At 61.6% G+C, this 19,810-nt stretch carries 19 protein-coding genes and 6 tRNA genes; 15 read left to right on the top strand and 10 right to left on the bottom strand.

Annotated features, from left to right (window positions below; all coding sequences use genetic code 11):
• Window positions 1-42: 42 nt before the first annotated feature.
• From CAF92_RS20310 to CAF92_RS20300, 3 genes are all read right to left on the bottom strand, one after another.
• Window positions 43-807 carry a FadR/GntR family transcriptional regulator gene (locus CAF92_RS20310; protein ID WP_085601754.1) on the bottom strand — a complete coding sequence of 255 codons (765 nt, stop codon included), beginning with the start codon at window positions 805-807 and terminating at the stop codon, window positions 43-45.
• A gap of 242 nt (window positions 808-1,049) precedes the next feature.
• A complete protein-coding gene (locus tag CAF92_RS20305; protein ID WP_046617024.1) occupies window positions 1,050-1,280 on the bottom strand; it encodes a PP0621 family protein in 231 nt (76 codons plus the stop codon).
• 94 nt (window positions 1,281-1,374) lie between these two features.
• On the bottom strand, window positions 1,375-2,394 hold the full coding sequence (locus CAF92_RS20300) for an outer membrane protein assembly factor BamD (protein WP_015268855.1): 1,020 nt from the start codon (window positions 2,392-2,394) through the stop codon (window positions 1,375-1,377).
• Between the two features lie 147 nt (window positions 2,395-2,541).
• Between CAF92_RS20300 and rluD the strand changes: the two genes are divergently transcribed.
• The 8 genes from rluD (at window position 2,542) to CAF92_RS20255 (ending at window position 7,897) form a co-directional block, all read left to right on the top strand.
• Window positions 2,542-3,504: a 23S rRNA pseudouridine(1911/1915/1917) synthase RluD gene (gene rluD / locus CAF92_RS20295; RefSeq protein ID WP_046617027.1), complete on the top strand. Its 963-nt coding sequence runs from the start codon at window positions 2,542-2,544 to the stop codon at window positions 3,502-3,504.
• The gene (pgeF, locus tag CAF92_RS20290) at window positions 3,501-4,241 is read left to right on the top strand and encodes a peptidoglycan editing factor PgeF (protein ID WP_046617025.1); all 741 of its coding nucleotides are present in this window, start codon (window positions 3,501-3,503) and stop codon (window positions 4,239-4,241) included. The genes rluD and pgeF overlap by 4 nt, the downstream gene beginning before the upstream one ends.
• 251 nt (window positions 4,242-4,492) lie before the next feature.
• The gene (clpB, locus tag CAF92_RS20280) at window positions 4,493-7,057 is read left to right on the top strand and encodes an ATP-dependent chaperone ClpB (RefSeq protein WP_085601752.1); all 2,565 of its coding nucleotides are present in this window, start codon (window positions 4,493-4,495) and stop codon (window positions 7,055-7,057) included.
• A gap of 396 nt (window positions 7,058-7,453) precedes the next feature.
• Window positions 7,454-7,529 (top strand) — tRNA-Asn (locus CAF92_RS20275).
• A gap of 4 nt (window positions 7,530-7,533) precedes the next feature.
• Window positions 7,534-7,610, top strand: a tRNA-Pro gene (locus CAF92_RS20270).
• A 6-nt stretch (window positions 7,611-7,616) separates the two neighbouring features.
• A tRNA-Lys gene (locus tag CAF92_RS20265) sits at window positions 7,617-7,692 on the top strand.
• 47 nt (window positions 7,693-7,739) lie between these two features.
• A tRNA-Pro gene (locus tag CAF92_RS20260) sits at window positions 7,740-7,816 on the top strand.
• Window positions 7,817-7,821: 5 nt separating this feature from the next.
• A tRNA-Lys gene (locus tag CAF92_RS20255) sits at window positions 7,822-7,897 on the top strand.
• 177 nt (window positions 7,898-8,074) lie between these two features.
• Here CAF92_RS20255 and CAF92_RS20250 read toward each other — a convergent pair.
• The 3 genes from CAF92_RS20250 to CAF92_RS20240 form a co-directional block, all read right to left on the bottom strand.
• Window positions 8,075-9,370: an NAD(P)/FAD-dependent oxidoreductase gene (locus CAF92_RS20250; RefSeq protein ID WP_085601751.1), complete on the bottom strand. Its 1,296-nt coding sequence runs from the start codon at window positions 9,368-9,370 to the stop codon at window positions 8,075-8,077.
• 84 nt (window positions 9,371-9,454) lie between these two features.
• Window positions 9,455-9,628 (bottom strand): DUF3094 family protein, encoded by a 174-nt coding sequence (locus tag CAF92_RS20245; RefSeq protein ID WP_013970765.1) that lies wholly within the window; start codon window positions 9,626-9,628, stop codon window positions 9,455-9,457.
• A 133-nt stretch (window positions 9,629-9,761) separates the two neighbouring features.
• Window positions 9,762-10,391 (bottom strand): DUF1780 domain-containing protein, encoded by a 630-nt coding sequence (locus CAF92_RS20240; RefSeq protein ID WP_013970766.1) that lies wholly within the window; start codon window positions 10,389-10,391, stop codon window positions 9,762-9,764.
• 133 nt (window positions 10,392-10,524) lie between these two features.
• Between CAF92_RS20240 and CAF92_RS20235 the strand changes: the two genes are divergently transcribed.
• Window positions 10,525-11,232, top strand: a complete 708-nt coding sequence (locus tag CAF92_RS20235) for an energy-coupling factor ABC transporter permease (RefSeq protein WP_046616200.1) — start codon at window positions 10,525-10,527, stop codon at window positions 11,230-11,232.
• A gap of 248 nt (window positions 11,233-11,480) precedes the next feature.
• On the opposite strand, the gene yacG is transcribed toward CAF92_RS20235, so the two are convergent.
• Genes yacG through CAF92_RS20215 form a run of 4 tightly spaced genes read right to left on the bottom strand, consistent with a single transcriptional unit; the run spans window position 11,481 to window position 14,378 of the window.
• Window positions 11,481-11,681, bottom strand: coding sequence for a DNA gyrase inhibitor YacG (gene yacG, locus CAF92_RS20230; protein WP_046616199.1), 201 nt, complete (start codon window positions 11,679-11,681; stop codon window positions 11,481-11,483).
• Entirely contained in the window at window positions 11,678-12,301 is a 624-nt protein-coding gene (coaE, locus tag CAF92_RS20225) for a dephospho-CoA kinase (protein ID WP_046616198.1), read from the bottom strand. Before coaE ends, yacG begins: the two co-directional genes overlap by 4 nt.
• A complete protein-coding gene (locus CAF92_RS20220; protein WP_085601750.1) occupies window positions 12,301-13,167 on the bottom strand; it encodes an A24 family peptidase in 867 nt (288 codons plus the stop codon). Before CAF92_RS20220 ends, coaE begins: the two co-directional genes overlap by 1 nt.
• Before the next feature lie 2 nt (window positions 13,168-13,169).
• Window positions 13,170-14,378 (bottom strand): type II secretion system F family protein, encoded by a 1,209-nt coding sequence (locus CAF92_RS20215; protein WP_085601749.1) that lies wholly within the window; start codon window positions 14,376-14,378, stop codon window positions 13,170-13,172.
• Window positions 14,379-14,594: 216 nt separating this feature from the next.
• Here CAF92_RS20215 and CAF92_RS20210 point away from each other — a divergent pair, with 216 nt between their 5' ends.
• From CAF92_RS20210 to CAF92_RS20180, 6 genes are all read left to right on the top strand, one after another.
• Complete coding sequence (locus tag CAF92_RS20210; protein WP_085601748.1) at window positions 14,595-15,005, top strand: pilin; 411 nt, start codon at window positions 14,595-14,597, stop codon at window positions 15,003-15,005.
• A 71-nt stretch (window positions 15,006-15,076) separates the two neighbouring features.
• A tRNA-Thr gene (locus CAF92_RS20205) sits at window positions 15,077-15,152 on the top strand.
• A 160-nt stretch (window positions 15,153-15,312) separates the two neighbouring features.
• Window positions 15,313-16,635, top strand: coding sequence for an integrase arm-type DNA-binding domain-containing protein (locus CAF92_RS20200; RefSeq protein ID WP_085601747.1), 1,323 nt, complete (start codon window positions 15,313-15,315; stop codon window positions 16,633-16,635).
• A gap of 896 nt (window positions 16,636-17,531) precedes the next feature.
• Window positions 17,532-18,512 carry an integrase domain-containing protein gene (locus CAF92_RS20190; RefSeq protein WP_085601746.1) on the top strand — a complete coding sequence of 327 codons (981 nt, stop codon included), beginning with the start codon at window positions 17,532-17,534 and terminating at the stop codon, window positions 18,510-18,512.
• Window positions 18,509-18,796, top strand: a complete 288-nt coding sequence (locus CAF92_RS20185) for a hypothetical protein (RefSeq protein ID WP_085601745.1) — start codon at window positions 18,509-18,511, stop codon at window positions 18,794-18,796. Before CAF92_RS20190 ends, CAF92_RS20185 begins: the two co-directional genes overlap by 4 nt.
• A 163-nt stretch (window positions 18,797-18,959) precedes the next feature.
• The gene (locus CAF92_RS20180) at window positions 18,960-19,805 is read left to right on the top strand and encodes an alpha/beta fold hydrolase (protein ID WP_085601744.1); all 846 of its coding nucleotides are present in this window, start codon (window positions 18,960-18,962) and stop codon (window positions 19,803-19,805) included.
• Window positions 19,806-19,810 lie beyond the last annotated feature (5 nt).

Raw genomic sequence — 19,810 nt, 5'->3', positions numbered from 1 at the left:
CGGGTACGGCCGGGCCTGTGTGCAGGCCTCTTTCCAGGCGGATCAGTGGTTGTGTTCGAACTCCAGCAGGAAGTTGCGGGCAACCTCGCCTTCCAGCGCGGTCATGTGGTGTTCGGCGTCGCACATGTGTTCGTGCATCAGCCGGCGTACGGCGGGCTCGTCGCTGGCGCGCAGGGCGATGAGCAATTGCTTGTGGTAGGCGATGTTGGCAGCGGCGAACTGCTGGCGTTTGGGCAGGTAGGCCTTTTTCAGCACCACCAGGTCGCGCAGCAGGTCGTTGAGGAACACCGCCATGAAACGCAGCAACGGGTTGGGGCAGCGGTCGGCCAGCAGGGTGTGGAATTCCAGCTCCGCCAGGCGCTGTTCGCGCTGGCCTTCCTCGCTGTCTTCCGGGGTGCTGCAGAAATCGATATTGGCCTGCAGCGCGGTGTAGTCGGCTTCGCTCAGCTTGCCCATTACCGATACCGCCAGCTCCACCTCGATGACCTTGCGCAGTTGGTAGACCTGTTCGCCGTCCAGGTGCTGGAAATGCAGGTAGTTGCGCAGCGCGCGGCTGGCAGGTTCGGTCCCCACTTCATTCAGGTAGGCGCCGCCGCTCGGGCCGGTGCGGGTGCTGACCAGGCCCTCCACCTCCAAGGCCTTGAGCGCTTCGCGGGCGGTACCCTTGGAGCACTCGAAATGCTCCATCAGCTCACGCTCGGTGGGCAGGCGGTCGCCGGGGTGCAGCGCTTCGGTGACGATCGAGCGTTTTACCGATTCGACGATCACATCGGACAGCTTCTGGCGTTTGCGTTTGGGTTTGAGCATTTCGCTATTTTTCATATTTATGCGGATAAATAGGATTTAGCGAGTTTTGCCGGGGTGGGTCAATGCTGGCGGCGGGGGTGGGGTCGCAAATGGTGCGAAAGGGTCGGGGAGGGATAAGTGATGTTGGATTCACTGGCCTCTTCGCGGGCACGCCCGCTCCCACAGGTACTGCAAAAGGCTCAAGGCCTGCAGGGTTCCTGTGGGAGCGGGCGTGCCCGCGAAGGGGGTCAGGTGATTCAGGTTCAGTTCTGGCGGCCTGGGCCTTGCTGCAGGTGCGCCTGGCTGCAATACCACTCGTTGCCCTGCTGCAGCGCCCGGTCATTGGGCAGGTGCACGCCGCAATGGGCGCAGCGCACCATCTTCAGCGGCGCGTCCAGCTTGGCCTCGGGGTGCGACTGTTGGCTGGCTTTGAACTTGCGCCACAGCCAGAACGCGGCGGCGATCAGGGCGATCCAGAAAAGTAGGCGAACCATGGTGTCCAGCTTGTCGGTTGAAGAAGCCGACAGTCTAGGACGCGGCCAATAAAAAAGGGAGGCCCAAGGCCTCCCTTTCATGTACCGCTGCGTATCAGTCGAACAGACCAAAGGTCATGTAGCTGAACCAGGAGCGGTCCTTCTCGGCTTCCTTCGGCCCTTCCGGCACGATCGGGTCGCCGTTCTCGTCAGTCGGCAGCAACTCACGTGGCATTTCGTCACGTGCGTCCTGGAACTGCTTGACCACGTCCTGGTTGGCGCGGGTTTCGCCCGGCGGCAGCGGGGTGTCGGTTTCGATCAGGCCCAGGGTCGCCTTGGACAGCCAGCCGCGGCCATCAGACTCGGTCTGCTTTGGCTGGAACTCGCCATCTACCAGGCTCGGGTGGTCCGGGTAGTTGAGCTTGAGGGTTTCCAGGCTGGTGGCGGCCAGTTCGTCCAGGTGCATCTTCTGGTACGCCTCGACCATCACTGCCAGGCCGTCGCCGACCGATGGGGTTTCCTGGAAGTTCTCCACCACGTAGCGGCCACGGTTGGCGGCGGCTACATAGGCCTGGCGGCTCAGGTAGTAGTCGGCCACATGGATTTCGTACGAGGCCAGCAGGTTGCGCAGATAGATCATGCGCTGCTTGGCGTCTGGCGCGTAGCGGCTGTTGGGGAAGCGGCTGGTCAGCTGGGCGAACTCGTTGTACGAGTCGCGGGCAGCGCCCGGGTCACGCTTGGTCATGTCCAGCGGCAGGAAGCGCGCCACCAGGCCACGGTCCTGGTCGAACGAGGTCAGGCCCTTGAGGTAGTAGGCGTAGTCGACGTTCGGGTGCTGCGGGTGCAGGCGGATGAAGCGCTCGGCAGCCGACTTGGCAGCCTCGGGCTCGGAGTTCTTGTAGTTGGCGTAGATCAGTTCGAGCTGGGCCTGGTCGGCATAGCGGCCGAACGGGTAGCGCGACTCCAGGGCCTTGAGCTTGTTCACGGCGCTGGTGTAGCTGGAGTTGTCCAGGTCAGCTTGTGCCTGCTGGTACAGCTCGGCCTCGCTGAGGTTCTCGTCAATCACTTCTTTATTGGAGGAACAGGCCGCGGTGAGCCCGAGGATGGCGATCAGCAGCAGGTGTTTCACTTGCATGGCGGCTTGCGTCCCTTTGACGGCCGCTGTCTTGGGCGGTGCCGTCCTGTTATGATGAGCGCCCCGGCCAACCCCGGGACAAAAGAAGTCGTATTTAACCACAAGCTCGCAGCCGAAACCAAAGGCTGTGCGCCCGCCGAATCGAGCATGTCCGAGATCATTCAACTTAGCGCAGAGGTGCCGTCCGAACTGGGCGGTCAACGCCTCGACCAGGTCGCCGCCCAATTGTTCGCCGAGTACTCGCGTTCCCGGCTGACTTCGTGGATCAAAGAAGGCCGCCTGACGGTCGATGGCGCCGTGGTGCGCCCTCGAGACCTCGTCCATGGTGGCTCGCAACTTGTCCTGGAGGCCGAGCAAGAGGCCCAGGGCGAGTGGGTCGCCGAAGATATCGAGCTGGATATCGTCTACGAAGACGACCATATCATGGTGATCAACAAGCCTGCCGGGCTGGTTGTGCACCCGGCCGCCGGGCATGCCAGCGGGACTTTGCTCAATGCACTGCTGCACCACGTGCCTGACATCGTCAACGTACCACGCGCCGGTATCGTCCACCGCCTGGACAAGGACACCACCGGCCTGATGGTGGTGGCCAAGACCTTGCAGGCGCAGACCCGGCTGGTCGAGCAGATGCAGGCGCGCAAGGTCAGCCGCATCTACGAGTGCATCGTGATTGGCGTGGTCACCGCCGGCGGCAAGATCGACGCCCCGATCGGCCGCCACGGCGGCATGCGCCAGCGCATGGCGGTCACCGACGGCGGCAAGCCGGCAGTCAGCCACTACCGTGTGCTCAAGCGCTTCCGCTCGCACACCCATGTGCGGGTCAAGCTGGAAACCGGCCGTACCCACCAGATTCGCGTGCACATGGCTCACGTTGGCTTCCCGCTGGTCGGCGACCAGACCTACGGCGGGCGCTTCCGCATTCCGCCGGCAGCCAGCCCGACCATGGTCGAGGCGGTGAAAACCTTCCCGCGCCAGGCACTGCATGCGCGCTTCCTGGCATTGGCCCACCCGATTACCGGTGAAGTCATGAAGTGGGAATCGCCGCTGCCGGATGACTTCGTCTGGTTGCTGTCGCTGCTGAACCAGGACCGCGAGAGCTTTGTCGGATGAGTGGCCTGACGCAGTCGCTGCTGCTCCCCGACTGGCCGGCCCCGGCCTCGGTGCGCGCCTGTGTCACCACCCGCCAGGGCGGCATCAGCCTGCCGCCTTATGAAACCTTCAACCTTGGCGACCATGTAGGGGACGACCCTGCCGCGGTGGCTGAGAATCGTCGGCGCCTGAGCGACGAATTCGCCATCCAGCCGGCCTGGCTCAAGCAGGTGCATGGGCTGGTAGTGGCGGATGCTGACCCGGCCGTGGTGGCCGAGGCCGACGCCAGCTGGACCGACCAGCCTGGTATTGCCTGCACCGTTATGACTGCCGATTGCCTGCCTGCGCTGTTCTGCGACCGGGCCGGTACCCGCGTGGCCGCGGCGCATGCTGGCTGGCGCGGGCTTGCCGGTGGTGTGCTGGAGGCCACCCTGGATCGCCTGGCACTGCCGCCCGAAGAGGTGCTGGTGTGGTTGGGGCCGGCGATTGGCCCGCAGGCGTTCGAAGTGGGGCTTGAGGTGCGCGATGCCTTTACGGCGGTGCACCCGGAAGCGGCCAGGGCCTTTGTCGATGGTGCCCGGCCGGGCAAGTTGATGGCCGACATCTATGAGCTGGCGCGTATCCGTTTGGCGGCGCGTGGGGTGACTGCTGTTTACGGCGGTGGCTTGTGCACAGTCAGCGATGAGCGGTTCTTCTCCTATCGCCGTACCCCGCAGGGTGGGCGGTTTGCTTCCCTGGTGTGGCTGGAGCCGCGCTAGCCTGCACTGGCCTCTTCGCGGGCACGCCCGCTCCCACAGGTACACCACAGGTTTAAAAGGTTGCGGATTCCCTGTGGGAGCGGGCATGCCCGCGAATGGCCCAGCACTAATCCAACAGGTTGACCCCGGTCAACCCCGCTACGCTTGAATCTTCCAGAATCAGCCTTATCTATAAGGTCATCTCAGGCAGGTTTCTTCACAAACAGGCGCTGTCCATCGCTCCGACCTGCCCTTTAAAGGAAGGTACCCCCATGCGAATAGACCGTTTGACCAGCAAGCTGCAGCTTGCAATATCCGACGCCCAATCCCTGGCCGTTGGCATGGATCACCCTGCCATCGAGCCCGTGCACCTGTTGCAGGCACTTCTCGAGCAGCAGGGCGGCTCGATCAAGCCGCTGCTGATGCAGGTAGGCTTCGACATCAACAGCCTGCGCCAGGCACTGGTGAAAGAACTCGACCAGTTGCCGAAAATCCAGAACCCCACCGGCGACGTGAACATGTCGCAGGACCTTGCGCGCCTGCTCAATCAGGCTGACCGCCTGGCACAGCAGAAGGGTGACCAGTTCATTTCGAGCGAGCTGGTGCTGCTGGCCGCCATGGACGAGAACAGCAAGCTCGGCAAGCTGTTGTTGAGCCAGGGCGTGACCAAGAAGGCCTTGGAAAATGCCATCAACAACCTGCGCGGCGGCGCGGCCGTCAACGACGCCAACGCCGAGGAATCGCGCCAGGCGCTGGACAAATACACCGTCGACCTGACCAAGCGTGCCGAAGAAGGCAAGCTGGACCCGGTGATCGGCCGTGACGACGAAATCCGCCGTACCGTGCAGGTACTGCAACGTCGTACCAAGAACAACCCGGTGCTGATCGGTGAGCCAGGCGTAGGTAAAACCGCCATCGCCGAAGGCCTGGCCCAGCGCATCATCAATGGTGAAGTGCCCGACGGCCTCAAGGGCAAGCGCCTGTTGGCGCTGGATATGGGCGCGCTGATTGCCGGTGCCAAGTACCGCGGCGAGTTCGAAGAGCGCCTCAAAGGCCTGCTGAACGAGCTGTCCAAGCAGGAAGGCCAGATCATCCTGTTCATCGACGAGCTGCACACCATGGTCGGCGCCGGCAAAGGCGAGGGCGCAATGGATGCCGGCAACATGCTCAAGCCGGCCTTGGCCCGTGGCGAGCTGCACTGCGTTGGCGCCACCACGCTGAACGAGTACCGCCAGTTCATCGAGAAGGACGCGGCCCTGGAGCGCCGCTTCCAGAAGGTGCTGGTCGAGGAGCCGAGCGAGGAAGACACCATCGCCATCCTGCGTGGCCTGAAGGAGCGCTATGAAGTGCACCACAAGGTGGCCATCACCGACGGCGCCATCATTGCCGCGGCCAAGCTCAGCCACCGCTACATCACCGACCGCCAGCTGCCGGACAAGGCCATCGACCTGATCGACGAAGCGGCCAGCCGTATCCGCATGGAGATCGACTCCAAGCCGGAAGTGCTGGACCGCCTCGACCGTCGCCTGATTCAGCTGAAGGTGGAATCGCAGGCGCTGAAGAAGGAAGAAGACGAAGCGGCGAAAAAACGCCTGGAGAAGCTGACCGAGGAAATCGACCGGTTGGAGCGTGAGTACGCCGACCTGGAAGAAATCTGGGCCTCCGAGAAGGCCGAGGTGCAGGGCTCGGCGCAGATCCAGCAAAAGATCGAGCAGGCCCGCCAGGAGCTGGAGACCGCCCGTCGCAAAGGCGACCTGAGCCGCATGGCCGAGCTGCAGTACGGGGTGATCCCGGACCTGGAGCGCAGCCTGCAGATGGTCGACCAGCACGGCAAGACCGAAAACCAGTTGTTGCGCAACAAGGTCACCGAGGAAGAAATTGCCGAAGTGGTGTCGAAGTGGACCGGTATCCCGGTAGCCAAGATGCTCGAAGGCGAGCGTGAAAAGCTGCTGAAGATGGAAGAGCTGCTGCACCAGCGCGTGATCGGCCAGGGCGAGGCGGTAACCGCGGTGGCCAACGCCGTGCGTCGTTCACGTGCCGGGCTGTCCGACCCGAACCGGCCGAGTGGCTCGTTCATGTTCCTTGGCCCGACCGGCGTGGGCAAGACCGAGCTGTGCAAGGCGCTGGCCGAGTTCCTGTTCGACACCGAAGAGGCGATGGTGCGCATCGACATGTCCGAGTTCATGGAGAAGCATTCCGTGGCTCGCCTGATCGGCGCCCCGCCAGGCTATGTCGGGTATGAAGAGGGCGGTTACCTGACCGAGGCGGTACGGCGCAAGCCATACTCGGTGGTGCTGCTGGACGAGGTGGAGAAGGCCCACCCGGATGTGTTCAACGTGCTGCTGCAGGTGCTGGAAGACGGCCGCCTGACTGACAGCCACGGGCGCACCGTGGACTTCCGCAACACCGTGATCGTGATGACCTCCAACCTGGGCTCGGCGCAGATCCAGGAACTGGTGGGTGACCGCGAGGCACAGCGTGCGGCGGTGATGGACGCGGTGGGGTCGCACTTCCGTCCGGAGTTCATCAACCGTATCGACGAAGTGGTGGTGTTCGAGCCGCTGGGCCGCGAGCAGATTGCCGGCATTACCGAAATCCAGCTGGGCCGCCTGCGCAGCCGCCTGCTGGAGCGCGAACTGTCGCTGAGCCTGAGCCCGGAGGCGTTGGACAAGCTGATTGCCGTGGGTTACGACCCGGTGTACGGCGCTCGGCCGCTGAAGCGGGCCATCCAGCGCTGGATCGAAAACCCGTTGGCGCAGTTGATCCTGGCAGGCAAGTTCATGCCGGGGACGGCGATTACCGCCAAGGTGGAAGGCGACGAAATCGTCTTCGCTTGATCTGTTTCACCATGAGCCCCGCATCTGCGGGGCTTTTTTTACCTGTGCAATACCTGTGGGAGCGGGTTCACCCGCGAAGAGGCCCTCACAGCCCCAGCAAATCCGGGCCTTTCCGGCTTCCTGGATAACTTGCTGAAATTTTTGAAATTTTTGCTTGCATCTAAAATCGGGTGCCCCTAATATACGCCGCGTTGTCAGGCACTAAGCGAATCATCAGCAACATCGGTGACCGCAAAACAACTTACAAATCAGTAAGTTGAATGAAAAAAAGTGGTTGACAAGCAAAACGAAGAATGTAGAATAGCCGGCCTCAGCAGCTGCAACGCGAAAGCGGGTAGCCGAAGAGACCGAAGCTAACACAAGCTTCGAAGCTGTAAAGATGTGCCGAAGTTCAGTTCCGCGATAGCTCAGTCGGTAGAGCAAATGACTGTTAATCATTGGGTCCCTGGTTCGAGTCCAGGTCGCGGAGCCAATCTCGGGGTGTAGCGCAGTCCGGTAGCGCGCCTGCTTTGGGAGCAGGATGTCAGGAGTTCGAATCCCCTCACCCCGACCATTTTCCGGGTCGTTAGCTCAGTTGGTAGAGCAGTTGGCTTTTAACCAATTGGTCGTAGGTTCGAATCCTACACGACCCACCATGTAAAAAGGGCATCTCAAGCGAGATGCCCTTTTTCTTTAAGTATCACGGGGTGTAGCGCAGTCCGGTAGCGCGCCTGCTTTGGGAGCAGGATGTCAGGAGTTCGAATCCCCTCACCCCGACCATTTCCGGGTCGTTAGCTCAGTTGGTAGAGCAGTTGGCTTTTAACCAATTGGTCGTAGGTTCGAATCCTACACGACCCACCATGAAAAAAAGGGCATCTCGCATGAGATGCCCTTTTTTTTGCGTTGAATTTATCCCACAAGAATGCGCTCTTGGGCCCACACAGTCCTGTGTGGGAGCGGGTTCACCCGCGAATGCGGCAGCAGGTTCACCATCGCATTCGCGGGTAAACCCGCTTCCACAGGGCATGCTGATGTCTGTCAGTGCAGTTTCAGGCGCGGCTCGGTACCCCGGCCAATCTTGCTACCCAGCATCATCAACGCCGTACGGAAGAACCCGTACAACGCCATCTGGTGCATCCGGTACAGCGACACATAGAACATCCGCGCCAGCCACCCTTCAAGCTTCACGCTGCCCATCAGGTTACCCATCAGGTTGCCCACCGCCGAGAAGCGTGACAGCGACACAAGCGAACCGTAGTCCTTGTACTCATAGGTCGGCAGCGCCTTGTTCTCCAGCCGCGCCTTCAAACTCTGCGCCAGCATCGAAGCCTGCTGGTGCGCCGCCTGGGCACGTGGCGGAACGTTGCGGTCGCTACCCGGTTGCGGGCAGGCGGCACAGTCACCGAAGGCAAAGATGTTGTCGTCGCGCGTGGTCTGCAGGGTAGGGCGTACCACCAGCTGGTTGATGCGGTTGGTTTCCAGGCCATCGATGTCCTTGAGGAAACCCGGTGCACGGATACCTGCCGCCCACACCTTCAGGCTGGCCTGGATCACTTCACCGTCCTTGGTTTTCAGGCCATCCTCGGTCACTTCACTGACGGCGGCGTTGGTCATCACCTTCACCCCGAGCTTTTCCAGGGTCTTGTGCACCGGCACGCTGATGCGCTCTGGCAGTGCCGGCAAAACGCGCGGGCCCGCCTCGATAAGGGTGATGTGCATGTCCTTGGGCTGGATGCGGTCCAGGCCATAGGCCGCCAGTTCGTGCGCCGCGTGGTGCAGCTCGGCTGCCAGCTCCACACCGGTGGCACCGGCGCCGACGATGGCCACGCTGATTTTTTCGCTGGCCACATCACCGGCATGGGCACGCAGGTAGTGGTTGAGCAACTGCTGGTGGAAACGCTCGGCCTGCTTGCGGGTGTCGAGGAACAGGCAATGCTGCGCAGCGCCCAGGGTGCCGAAGTCGTTGGTGTTGGAACCCACGGCAATGACCAGGGTGTCATAGCCCAGGGTGCGCGCAGGCAGCAGCTCGCGCCCCTCTTCGTCGAGGGTGGCGGCCAGTTGAATCTGTTTGCCTTCACGGTCCAGGCCGCTCATGCGCCCCAGCTGGAAGTTGAAGTGGTTCCACTTGGCCTGGGCCACGTAGTTCAGTTCGTCTTCCGAGGAGTTCAGCGAGCCGGCGGCCACTTCGTGCAGCAGCGGTTTCCAGATGTGCGTGAGGTTGGCGTCGATCAGGGTGATTTCGGCCTGCTTGCGCTTGCCCAGGCTTTTACCCAGGCGGGTCGCCAGTTCCAGGCCGCCGGCGCCGCCGCCGACAATCACGATGCGATGAGTCATGGGGATATCTCATAAGGTTTACGGAATTCGTGGCCCCGGGGGCCGGCCGCAAACTGCACGAGGGGAGGGCGAGCGCAAAGCAGCTCATAGCACCAGTCCACTGAGCAGGCGGCTGATGAGACCCAACCCGATGGTCACGGCCACCACCAGCACAAGGAGCAGCCACGGCCGGAAGGGCCTGCGCTCGACTTGGTGCTGGGGGGCTCGCAAATACTCATCGACACGACGCTGATCTTCCGGATTCAGGCGGCTGGTCATGGTGGGGCCTCGTCAGGTAGACGTTTGTGACTGCGTAAACGCTACAGTGTTCACGCAAGCGCTTGAAACAAATGATAATGCTTTCTATATCTGGCGCCGAGTGTACGCCATCGCAAACATTCGCTGCACTGGATCAAAGACTGATGCCCACGTCGAAAACAATGCTGCGGCCCAGGTTGCCGCGCAGGAAGTCCGGCGCGTCGGGGTGGGCGAACAGCACCCGGGCAAATGTCGGCCCGACCAGTGACAGTGAGCGCCAGCCCTGACGCAGGTATTCGGTAGGCGGCGGGAAGTGGGTGTTGAGGTCCAGCACTTCGCGCTTGAGGCTGGCGAAGGCAATGATGTCCAGTTCGTTCAGCTCCAGCCCGCGTTCCCGGTAGTTGTGCGCTTTCTTGCGCAAGGTCGGTGCCAGCCGCCCCAGCAGCTCGGTGGCACTGATGCGCCGCGGGCGCGCTTCGCGGCGCACCAGTTGCGCCAGGGAGAATGCACTGCGCCGGCGCTGCAGTTCTTCGCGCCATTCATCGTTCAGCCGGCGGCCCTCGTCGAGCACGAAAAACACCTCGAACGCCGCGTCGCGGAACAGTACGTCTGGCGGCTCCTGCCCGGCCGGGGTGAAGTCCTCGCTGCGGTAGGGGATGTTCAGCCCCTGCAACAGGCGTTGGCACACCCAACGCTCCCGCTCCCACTTGCGGGCGTTGGAGAGAAAGGCATTGGCTTGTTCCGCCTGGATGGTAAGCAGGCGCAGGTAGTCTGAGTCATCCATGCAGACAAGCTTAGCCGCTAATCGATGACGATAAGATGCTGTTTGTGCGCAGAAATCAGCCCGGTACCGGCGCACTGTTGCGCTAGCCCCGCCAGATGAAACGCAGAATGGGTGTAGACTCGGCGTTATCCACATGGCTGCAAGGGGCATTCGTCAGGTGATCAGCGCGCAGGTGTTGTCCGGCACCACCCTTACGCTTGGCTGGCTGGGATATGTGCCGTTGCTGATCTGGGCGGTCAGCCAGGTGCGCTGGGTTGAGCTGTTCACTGACCGACGCCGCCAGCATCTGCTGTTTGGTACGGTGTTCTGCCTGTTTGCCTTATGGTTGGTGCGGCGCGATTTCGATACCGGTGTGTCGTACCACTTCATAGGCATGACGGCGGTCACGCTGTTGCTGGACTGGCCGCTGGCGGTGCTGGGTGGGTTCATGGCCCAGCTCGGATTGCTGGCGCTGGGGCGTCAGGACCTGGCGGCGCTAGGGGTGAATGGCTTGTTGCTGGTTGGCCTGCCGGTACTGATAGCCGAGGCGTGCGCGATAGGCGTCGAGCGTGCCCAGCCGCGGAACCTGTTTGTGTATATCTTCTGCTCAGGGTTCTTCCCGGCGGCACTGACCGTGCTGGCCTGCCTGTCGACCGCGCTGGGGCTGTTGTGGCTTGACGAGCGCTTCGCCATGCCGGAGTGGCTCAGCGATTTTGTCGGCTACCTGTGGCTGATGATGTTCCCCGAAGCGTTCATCAACGGCACGGTAATCAGCGCGCTGGTGGTGTTTTGCCCGGAGTGGCTGGAAACCTTCAACCGCACGCGGTATCTGCAGGCGCCGTGGAAGGAGGATGAGCGGTGATTGTGTGGGAGATTACCCAGCCCTTCGGGCTGCGCTGTCGCACAGGGAACAATGTTCAAGAGCGTTCACAGTCCCTTGTGGGAGCGGGCGTGCCCGCGAACACCGGCGGAGCCGGTGCCATACACCGCGTTGGCCGTTTCGCGGGCATGCCCGCTCCCACAGAACCCTGCAAAATCAATGATTCATGTGTTGTTCTATGGGGGCGGGTATGCCCGCGAAGAGGCCCGCAAAGCCACCTTGCTATCGGCTCAATGCCGCGGCTCCAGGTCCCCCGAATACAGTTCATCCTCGGAGTCTTCCGCCCCCGGAATCTTGTGCTCCTCCGCCGCCCAGGCCCCCAGGTCGATCAGCTTGCAACGGTCCGAACAGAACGGCCGGAACGGGCTTTTCTCGTTCCATTCCACAGGTGCGCCACAGGTCGGGCAATCGACGGTCAATGGCTGGCTCATGGCTGGCCTCCTCGTAAAGTCAGGTAAAAGTGGTGCAGGCGGTCAATCTGCTCATGCAGCGCGGCCAGGTCGCCGTCATTGACCACCACATCATCGGCATGGCGCAGGCGCTCCTCACGGGCCAGCTGGGCCTTGAGAATGGCCTGCACCTGCTCGGCGCTAGTGTTGTCACGCGCCAGGGTACGTGCCACCTGCAGTTCCTGCGGCGCATCGATCACCAGCACCCGCTGGGTCTTCTGGTACTGGCCAGACTCGATCAGCAGCGGTGACACATACACCGCATACGGCGATTCCGCCTTGGCCAGGTAGCTGAAAATCTCCTGCCCGATCAGCGGGTGCAGCAATTGCTCCAGCCATTTGCGCTGCGCCGTGTCGGCGAAGATCAGCTGGCGCAGGGCCGCACGATCGAGTTGACCGTCCGCCTGCAGCACACCGGCGCCAAAGCGCTCGACGATGCTGGCCAGGGCAGGGCGGCCAGGCTCGACAACCCAGCGCGCCGCCTGGTCGGCATCGACCAGGTGCACGCCAAGCTCGACAAAACGCTCGGCAGCAGCGCTCTTGCCGCTGCCAATGCCGCCGGTCAGGCCGAGAATCCAGGGGGTAAAGGCCGCAGTGGTCATCAGAATCCAAGCAGTTGTGTGTATGAAGCGTATATTTCATCACCCCAGAGCACGGCAATCCACCCCGCAATCGCCAGATAAGGGCCGAACGGGATTGCCGTGCCCATGGCATGCCGGCGCAGACGCAGCAGGCACAGCCCCGCCAGCGCCCCCACCACCGACGACAGCAGCAGGGTCAACGGCAACACCTGCCAGCCCCCCCAGGCCCCGATCAGCGCCATCAGTTTGAAGTCGCCATAGCCCATGCCCTCCTTGCCAGTGACCAGCTTGAACAGCCAGTACACCGTCCACAGGCTGAGGTAACCGGCAACCGCGCCCCACAGCGCACTGGTCAGCGGGACGTAGAGGCCAAAGGCGTTGACGATCAGCCCCAGCCACAGCATCGGCAGCACCAGGGCATCCGGCAGCAACTGGTGCTCGGCATCGATCAGGCTCAGGGCCAGCAGGCACCAGGTCAGCGGCAGCGCCAGCAAGGCCTCGGGCGAAGCACCAAAGCGCCAGGCTACCACCAGCGACAGCAGCGCGCTGGCCACCTCCACCAACGGGTAGCGCGGGCTGATGCGGGTTTTGCAGGCTGAACAACGCCCGCGCAAGGCCAGGTAGCTGATGACCGGAATGTTTTCCCACGCGCGAATCCGATGCGCGCAATGCGGGCAGCGCGAGGCGGGTAACCACAGGTCGAAACGCTCGTGTGGCGTGATCGGCAATTCCAGCATTTCCTGCGCCTCACGCTGCCATTGCCGCTCCAGCATGATAGGCAGGCGGTACACCAGCACATTGAGAAAACTGCCCACCAGCAGGCCGAGCACCGTGGCCAGGGTGAGAAAGTACGCTGGCTGCTCAGCCAGCAAAGTCCATAAAGTCATGTTCAGATCAAGCTACCCAACTGGAAGATCGGCAGGTACATCGCCACCACCAGGCCGCCCACCAGCAGGCCCAGGACCAGCACGATGGCCGGCTCCAGCAGGCTGGTCAACTGGTCCAGCGCCTGGCTGACCTGTTCCTCGTAATGGCTGGCGGCTTTTTCCAGCATCTGGTCCAGCGTGCCACTGGACTCCCCGATGGCCGTCAGTTGCACCAGCAGCGGCGGAAACAGCGGCTCAGCGGCCATCGCCTGGTGCAGCCCCTGCCCATTGGCCATGCCCTGGCGCAGCCGCAACACCGCCTGTTCATGCAGATCGCCGCCACTGACCCTGGCCACCGTGCCCAGCGCATCCAGCAACGGCACCCCGGCGGAGTAGGACGTTGCCAGGCTACGCGCAAACCGCGCCAGCGCCGCCTGCCCCAGCAGCGAGCCGAACACCGGCAAGCCCAGCACCCGGTGAGATATCCACAGGCGCGCTGGCGCGTGCTGCCGGTAGACCTTGCGCATGGCAAAGCCCAGGACCAAGCCCATCACCAGCAACAACGGCGCAAACCGGCTCAGCCCTGTGGACAAGTCGATCACCCATTGGGTAAATGCCGGCAGCGCCACGCCCATGCCAGAGAACATGCTCTCGAATTTCGGTATTACCTTCAGCAACAGGATCGCCGACACCCCCAGCCCCGTCAGCAACAGCAGCAACGGGTAGATCATCGCCTTGCGCACCTTCTTGTGCAGCACCCGACGCTGCTCCAGCATGCCTGCCAGCTGGTCCAGCTGCCGGTCGAGCGTGCCGGACTGCTCCCCCACCCGCACCAGGTTGCAGTACAACGCATCGAACCACCCCGGGTGGCGCTGCAACGCATCCGCCAGGCCCAGGCCCGAGGCCACATCCTGTTTCAACCTATCCAGCAATGCCGCCTGCGCCGCATCACAGCCACTGCGCCCCATCACCTCGAACGCCTGCAGCAGCGGCACCCCAGCCTTGAGCAGGGTCGCCAACTGCCGGCTGAACCCCGCCGGGTCGGCCTTTGCCCGCCGTTTCGGCAAACTGAATGTCAGCCCGCCGGCAGGCCGCAAACTGGCGACCTTGATGCCCTGGCGGATAAGCCCTGCACGCACATAGGCCGGGCTGCGCCCGGACGTTTGCCCGCTGACCGGCGCGCCGTTGGCGTCGGTGCCGTGCCAGGTGTAGAGGAGTGTGGATTGGGTCATGCAAAGGTCCTTTTTCTGCCCGTGCGACAAGCCTGGAAACAGCTTGCCGCGCCCATGCAAGGGCGTGCGTCCGAGATGCTCACTAGAGTAGTTCAGCGAAGACGACGCCCGAGCGGGCAGGGGTGACAAAAGGTGTCTGTTCAGGCCTACTGCGCCGCTGCCAGCCGGGGTCGAGCCTGACCTCAACGAGTACGCGTATCAAAAAGGAAAACGTTCATGAAAGGGCAACGCGGTATCACCCTGATCGAACTGATGATCGTCGTCGCGATCATCGGCATTCTGGCGACCATCGCCTTACCGATGTACACCAACCACCAGTCACGCTCCAAGGCCGCGGCCGGATTGCTGGAGATCAGCGCGCTGAAGACGGCGATGGACCTGCGGTTGAATGATGGGAAGGATGTGGCGGATGTGGCCGCGTTGGGTGGCCAGCCGGCGACGGCGCACTGTGCGATCACGGCTAGCGGCAAGGCGGCGGATGGCAGCGGGAGCATCGTTTGCACGCTGGTGGATGCGCCGGCCACTGTGCTGGGCAAGGCACTGACCCTGACGCGTTCGGCTACCGGGTGGGCGTGTATGACCGACATCGAAGAAGACCTGGCGCCGAAGGGGTGCAAGGCGCCTTGAGGGTGGGGCAATAAACTAGCGGAAACAGGGGTTTGCGTAACGGGTGCGAGCAGTGGTACGTTGCGCTACACGCCGGTGTAGCTCAGTCGGTAGAGCAGCGCACTCGTAACGCGAAGGTCGCAGGTTCGATTCCTGTCTCCGGCACCAGTTCAGGTTCCAGCGAAGGCTACCAAAATCTCTGGAATCCCCGTAAACCCGCCTTCTGGCGGGTTTTTTCGTTATGGCGTTCCGTCGGAATCCGACAGCTGCCAGCCGATTTAGGGGTAACGTTTGGGATAAAGTCGATTCGATAAAGGGGTTTACCCTTATGGCTCGTACTACTGTTCCCCTGACCGACACCGCCTGCCGCTCGGCCAGGCCTACTGACCGCCCCTACAAGCTTTTCGATGGTGACGGTCTTTACCTCCTCGTTTACCCCAATGGCCGCAAAGGCTGGCGCTTCCGGTATGTGAAACCGGATGGGCGAGAGGGGCTGACCTCGTTTGGCAACTACCCCGTCATCGGGCTCGCGGATGCTCGGCAGAAGCGTCTGGAGACTAAGCGGATGCTGGCGGAAGGCATTGATCCGATCGCCTCCAAGCAGCAGGCCAAGGCCGAAGCGGTTGTCAGAGGACACACATTCGAACGCGTTGCCTTGGACTGGCATAAGGAAATGTCCGTGAAGTGGGCGCCTGGCCATTCGAGGACCGTGCTGAGTCGTTTGAAGACTCACGTATTCCCGCTGCTAGGCGCACGCGCCATCGTTGATCTGGATACCTTCGACCTCATGCAGCCGCTTGAGGCAATTAAGAAGCGCGGCACGATTGATGTGGCTTTGAGGGTACAAAACTACCTGCAGAGCATCATGCGTGAGGCAAAGCGGCTGCGGCTGATCACGGTGAACCCGGCATATGACCTTGAGGGCTTCATCAGCGCGCCCCGGGTTACGCACCGACCTGCACTCCCGCTGTCTCGTCTGCCTGAGTTGATGGACCGCATCGAGAACTACAAGGGACGTACTCTCACTCGGCTGACCGTCATGTTGTCGCTGCATGTGTTCGTACGCTCCAGCGAACTGCGCTTCGCACGTTGGAGTGAGTTCGACCTGAAGCGCGGCATATGGGAGATACCTGACACGCGGCCCGCATTGGACGGCGTTCCGTATTCGACCAGAGGTACGAAAATGGCGGGCGACATCCATCTGGTCCCGCTGTCGCCGCAAGCGGTGGCGTTGCTCGAACAGATTCATGCGATCACGGGGTACTTCGACCTGGTATTCACCAGTGACGCCCGCTCGTGGAAGCCTATGTCCGAGAACACGGTCAACAGCGCGTTGCGGAACATGGGGTACGACACAAAGACTGAAATCTGCGGGCATGGCTTCCGGTCCATGGCGTGCAGTGCCTTGGTCGAATCCGGGCTTTGGTCAGAGACGGCTATTGAGCGGCAGATGAGCCACAGGGAGCGCAACAACGTTCGGGCGGCGTATATCCACAAGGCCGAGTTCCTGGAGGAACGGCGAATGATCATGAGTTGGTGGAGCCGTTACCTCGAAGCGAACCGGCAGGAGCATATCTCGCCGCATGAGTTCGCGAATCAGGCCGGGGCAAACGTTTCTAGCCTGAGAGCAAGGCGTGGCGCAGTCGAGTGAGCGCACGGCTTTGAAATTTCGGTGATCCGCTTTCCACGCGGGTCCATCCAAACAGGGCTGCAAAGCCGCCCTGTTTGGATGGACCTCATCTGAAAAATCAAAAGCACCCGATCTGCCACTGCAAACCACGGGATTCCGCCCACGCCCCATGCCATTTCCAACTGCAAAATCCGGCGGGCGAGTCGCTTGACCCTCCCGGATTGCGGGCGTAGAAAAGACAGTGCAAAGGCTGTCGTTGACAGCACCCCAGGTGACCCGAACCTTCAAGGTCACGCCGCTCCTGCGGTGGTTCTCCCCAAGGGCGATTCGCATCCGGCAGCTCGCCCGGTCACTACCCATGTGATGGATGCTCTTACACATATGGCTCTCGTGCGCCAGATACACCGTTCCTCGCTGCTCTGCAGCAACCTATCCGCTTGGCCGAATCTTGCGCCAACCTGTGCCCGTCTCTTTCTGTGGAAAGAGACGGGCACTTCTACCACTGCTGCAGCCCTGATCGCACAAGGCTTTGCGGCATTCCCCCTCGTGACAATCGGCGTGACAAACGCCGATGTCACCAGCAACAGCGCTGCAGATGATGGTGCCGCAGACCAAGGAACGGACTGCACCTGACTGACAGTCAGGCATGCCCCGGTCATCGCATTGCTGCTTGCACTTGGCTCAGGATCTTCAGGCACTGGTCTCGTCAGCCAATGCAGCCTCCACCCGCCCACCGGTAACGGTGTTCAGGAGGCCAGATCATGAGATGCCCTTGCTCCCGGTCGTAAGGAGCCGCCAGTCCCGCGTTAGAGGACATCCCCACAGGTCGCAGGGGCCTTGATCCCTGATAACACTCAACATTCTTGGCGGGATGACGTGGGGCGAGGATCAGAGACCAGGCGATGAGGTGATTCGACATGGCATTGGTGGGTAGGCGCGATGGCCGTAATTTCGGCTACGGCAGGCAATTGAGCTATGCAGGGCCGCAGGCGTTGAAAGACATGTTCGGCGGCGGCCACTACGGCACGGTGAAGGCACACTGTGATCGGTGGCAGGCATTCGTCAGATGGTGCCGCTCCGAACAAGGGCCCGGTATCAATGATGCGCGGCAGATTGATCGGAAGGTATTGGCGGACTATGCGGCGTACCTGCGCGATGCGGTTGAGTGCGGTAGCCTCGCCATCAGCACCGCACAAAACCGCCTATCCAGCGTTAACAGGACAATGGCGGCGCTGCGCGGTGATCAGTGTGTGAAATTGCCCAGTCCGAGCAAGGCGTTGGGAATGCAGCGCACCGGAGTTCGCCAATCGGCTCCGCAAGGCCAAGACCGCGAACAGGTTAAGCAGATCGTCGATGCGCTTTGTCGAGATCATCAGCAACGGGCCGCAGCGATTGTTCTGTTGGCACGAGCCACCAGCATGCGCCTGCGTGAGGCTATCCTGGCTGACCTGCCACGGTTAAGTCGTGAGGCTAAAGACTTAGGCAGAATCAACATTCAGGACGGCACGAAAGGTGGCCGAGCTGGCGCCTCGGCGCCACGCTGGATTGCGGTGGACGACCATGTTGTAGGTGCGCTTGGGTTTGCACGGCAGGTGTCACCTGCGGGTAGCAGCAACCTGATTGCGCCACACGAAAGTTACCTGAATCTTCTGCAAGAAATCATTCGCCCTGCGCGGGACATCCTGCATGCACACAATCTCAAAGGCTTCCATGAGCTAAGAGCGGCGTACGCATGTGAGCGCTACGAGCAGATCACCCAACACCCCGCGCCAATCAACGGCGGCCAATGTTGCCAGGTAGATAGAAACCTTGATCGTGAGGCCCGGTGGCGAATCAGCTACGAGCTGGGGCACGGTCGAATCGATGTGGTAGCTGCCTACATTGGAGGGCGCGCATGAGCAAGCCATTCGACATGGAACTGTTCTTGTCTGCGGTGCTGACGGGTTCATACGCAACGCGGCAGCGCCATTTTCGGCAAGCAAAGCTCATCCAAGCGGAGATAGCTGAACGGTGGCAGCTCGAAACACCTTGGGCATGGCGGAGAAAACATGTGTCATGGTTTCTTGAGCATCGCCTGGCTAGACGATGTGAGGCGACTCGGTATTACTACCTGCTGACTGTGCGGCTGCTAGCTCGTCGTTTAGAAAAGCCGTGGATCTTCAAATGCCAAGCTAAGTTTTGATGGATTACGACCCACCGCTTTCGACCCTAAGCGGTCATACAAATCAAGCCTTTCGCATGCGCGTACAAAGCCACTATGTCCTGAAAAACAACCATAAACGACGTACCGCCTCGGACAACGAACCTTCAGGATTGGATCACACCAAACCAAGGAGCAGGCCCTGATGACCACCTCGATCAAAAGCGTTGAAGCAGAAACTCGTTTCGTTGATGTCAGCAGTCGCCGGATTGCTTACCGTACCATCGGCGCTGGCAAACCTTTGGTTTTGCTGGTTCGCTATAGAGGTACCATGGATGATTGGGACCCTTTGTTCCTCGATAATCTGGTCACGCAAGGCTTCCAGGTAACAGTCTTCGACTACAGCGGTCTGGGCCAGTCAACAGGTGAGCCGAGCTATAACCCAGGCTCTCTGGCAAAGGATGCCATCGAGTTGATTCACGCCCTTGGCCTGGGCCGCGTCGTAATTGGAGGGTGGTCCCTTGGCGGTATTGCTGCACAAATTGTTCTGGCGCAAGCCCCGCAGCTGGTGAGCCACGCGGTACTGCTGGGCACAACGCCTCCTGGCCAGTTGGTGAAAACGGGCGAGCCTCTGTTTTATGAGCTTGCACGACGTGAAAATGACTTCGAAGATTTTGTGAAACTGTTCTTCGAGCCAACCTCAGATCAGAGTCGAACAGCGGCTGAGCTCGCCTGGTCGCGACTGGCGTCTAGAACCCAAAATCGTAGTCCGCAGGTGCCAGTTGCCTGGGCTGCACAGCAACTCGGCGACGCTCCCAAGAACCCGGTATTCCCCGTAGAAGCGGTACTGCAGGTCCTCAAGACCACCAACATCCCAGTTCTTCACATAGGCGGCGATCACGACATCGTATTCCCTGTAGAGAACTGGCAGGCGCTGACCAAGAAACTTCCATCGCTGACCCAACTTAGCTTGCCGAATGCCGGGCATGGCCCTCACATGCAATACCCTATCGCCACTGCCCGGCACATCGGGGCATTCGTCGCGGAGTAGCTGAC

Source organism: Pseudomonas sp. B10(2017) (assembly GCF_002113295.1).
In the GTDB taxonomy this organism is placed as follows: Bacteria; Pseudomonadota; Gammaproteobacteria; order Pseudomonadales; family Pseudomonadaceae; genus Aquipseudomonas; species Aquipseudomonas pudica.
Note: the sequence above shows the minus strand (reverse complement) of the source record. Positions and strands in the feature narration are given on the sequence as shown.

What these genes read in the sequence shown, in the direction of transcription:
- rluD (WP_046617027.1), top strand. Translation starts at nt 2,542, where the DNA reads ATGTCCGAGATCATTCAACTTAGCGCAGAGGTGCCGTCCGAACTGGGC.
- CAF92_RS20300 (WP_015268855.1), bottom strand. Translation starts at nt 2,394, where the DNA reads ATGCAAGTGAAACACCTGCTGCTGATCGCCATCCTCGGGCTCACCGCG.
- clpB (WP_085601752.1), top strand. Translation starts at nt 4,493, where the DNA reads ATGCGAATAGACCGTTTGACCAGCAAGCTGCAGCTTGCAATATCCGAC.
- CAF92_RS20235 (WP_046616200.1), top strand. Translation starts at nt 10,525, where the DNA reads ATGGCTGCAAGGGGCATTCGTCAGGTGATCAGCGCGCAGGTGTTGTCC.
- CAF92_RS20310 (WP_085601754.1), bottom strand. Translation starts at nt 807, where the DNA reads ATGCTCAAACCCAAACGCAAACGCCAGAAGCTGTCCGATGTGATCGTC.
- CAF92_RS20215 (WP_085601749.1), bottom strand. Translation starts at nt 14,378, where the DNA reads ATGACCCAATCCACACTCCTCTACACCTGGCACGGCACCGACGCCAAC.
- CAF92_RS20200 (WP_085601747.1), top strand. Translation starts at nt 15,313, where the DNA reads ATGGCTCGTACTACTGTTCCCCTGACCGACACCGCCTGCCGCTCGGCC.
- coaE (WP_046616198.1), bottom strand. Translation starts at nt 12,301, where the DNA reads ATGACCACTGCGGCCTTTACCCCCTGGATTCTCGGCCTGACCGGCGGC.
- CAF92_RS20180 (WP_085601744.1), top strand. Translation starts at nt 18,960, where the DNA reads ATGACCACCTCGATCAAAAGCGTTGAAGCAGAAACTCGTTTCGTTGAT.
- CAF92_RS20190 (WP_085601746.1), top strand. Translation starts at nt 17,532, where the DNA reads ATGGCATTGGTGGGTAGGCGCGATGGCCGTAATTTCGGCTACGGCAGG.
- CAF92_RS20240 (WP_013970766.1), bottom strand. Translation starts at nt 10,391, where the DNA reads ATGGATGACTCAGACTACCTGCGCCTGCTTACCATCCAGGCGGAACAA.
- CAF92_RS20305 (WP_046617024.1), bottom strand. Translation starts at nt 1,280, where the DNA reads ATGGTTCGCCTACTTTTCTGGATCGCCCTGATCGCCGCCGCGTTCTGG.
- yacG (WP_046616199.1), bottom strand. Translation starts at nt 11,681, where the DNA reads ATGAGCCAGCCATTGACCGTCGATTGCCCGACCTGTGGCGCACCTGTG.
- CAF92_RS20250 (WP_085601751.1), bottom strand. Translation starts at nt 9,370, where the DNA reads ATGACTCATCGCATCGTGATTGTCGGCGGCGGCGCCGGCGGCCTGGAA.
- CAF92_RS20220 (WP_085601750.1), bottom strand. Translation starts at nt 13,167, where the DNA reads ATGACTTTATGGACTTTGCTGGCTGAGCAGCCAGCGTACTTTCTCACC.
- CAF92_RS20185 (WP_085601745.1), top strand. Translation starts at nt 18,509, where the DNA reads ATGAGCAAGCCATTCGACATGGAACTGTTCTTGTCTGCGGTGCTGACG.
- CAF92_RS20245 (WP_013970765.1), bottom strand. Translation starts at nt 9,628, where the DNA reads ATGACCAGCCGCCTGAATCCGGAAGATCAGCGTCGTGTCGATGAGTAT.
- pgeF (WP_046617025.1), top strand. Translation starts at nt 3,501, where the DNA reads ATGAGTGGCCTGACGCAGTCGCTGCTGCTCCCCGACTGGCCGGCCCCG.
- CAF92_RS20210 (WP_085601748.1), top strand. Translation starts at nt 14,595, where the DNA reads ATGAAAGGGCAACGCGGTATCACCCTGATCGAACTGATGATCGTCGTC.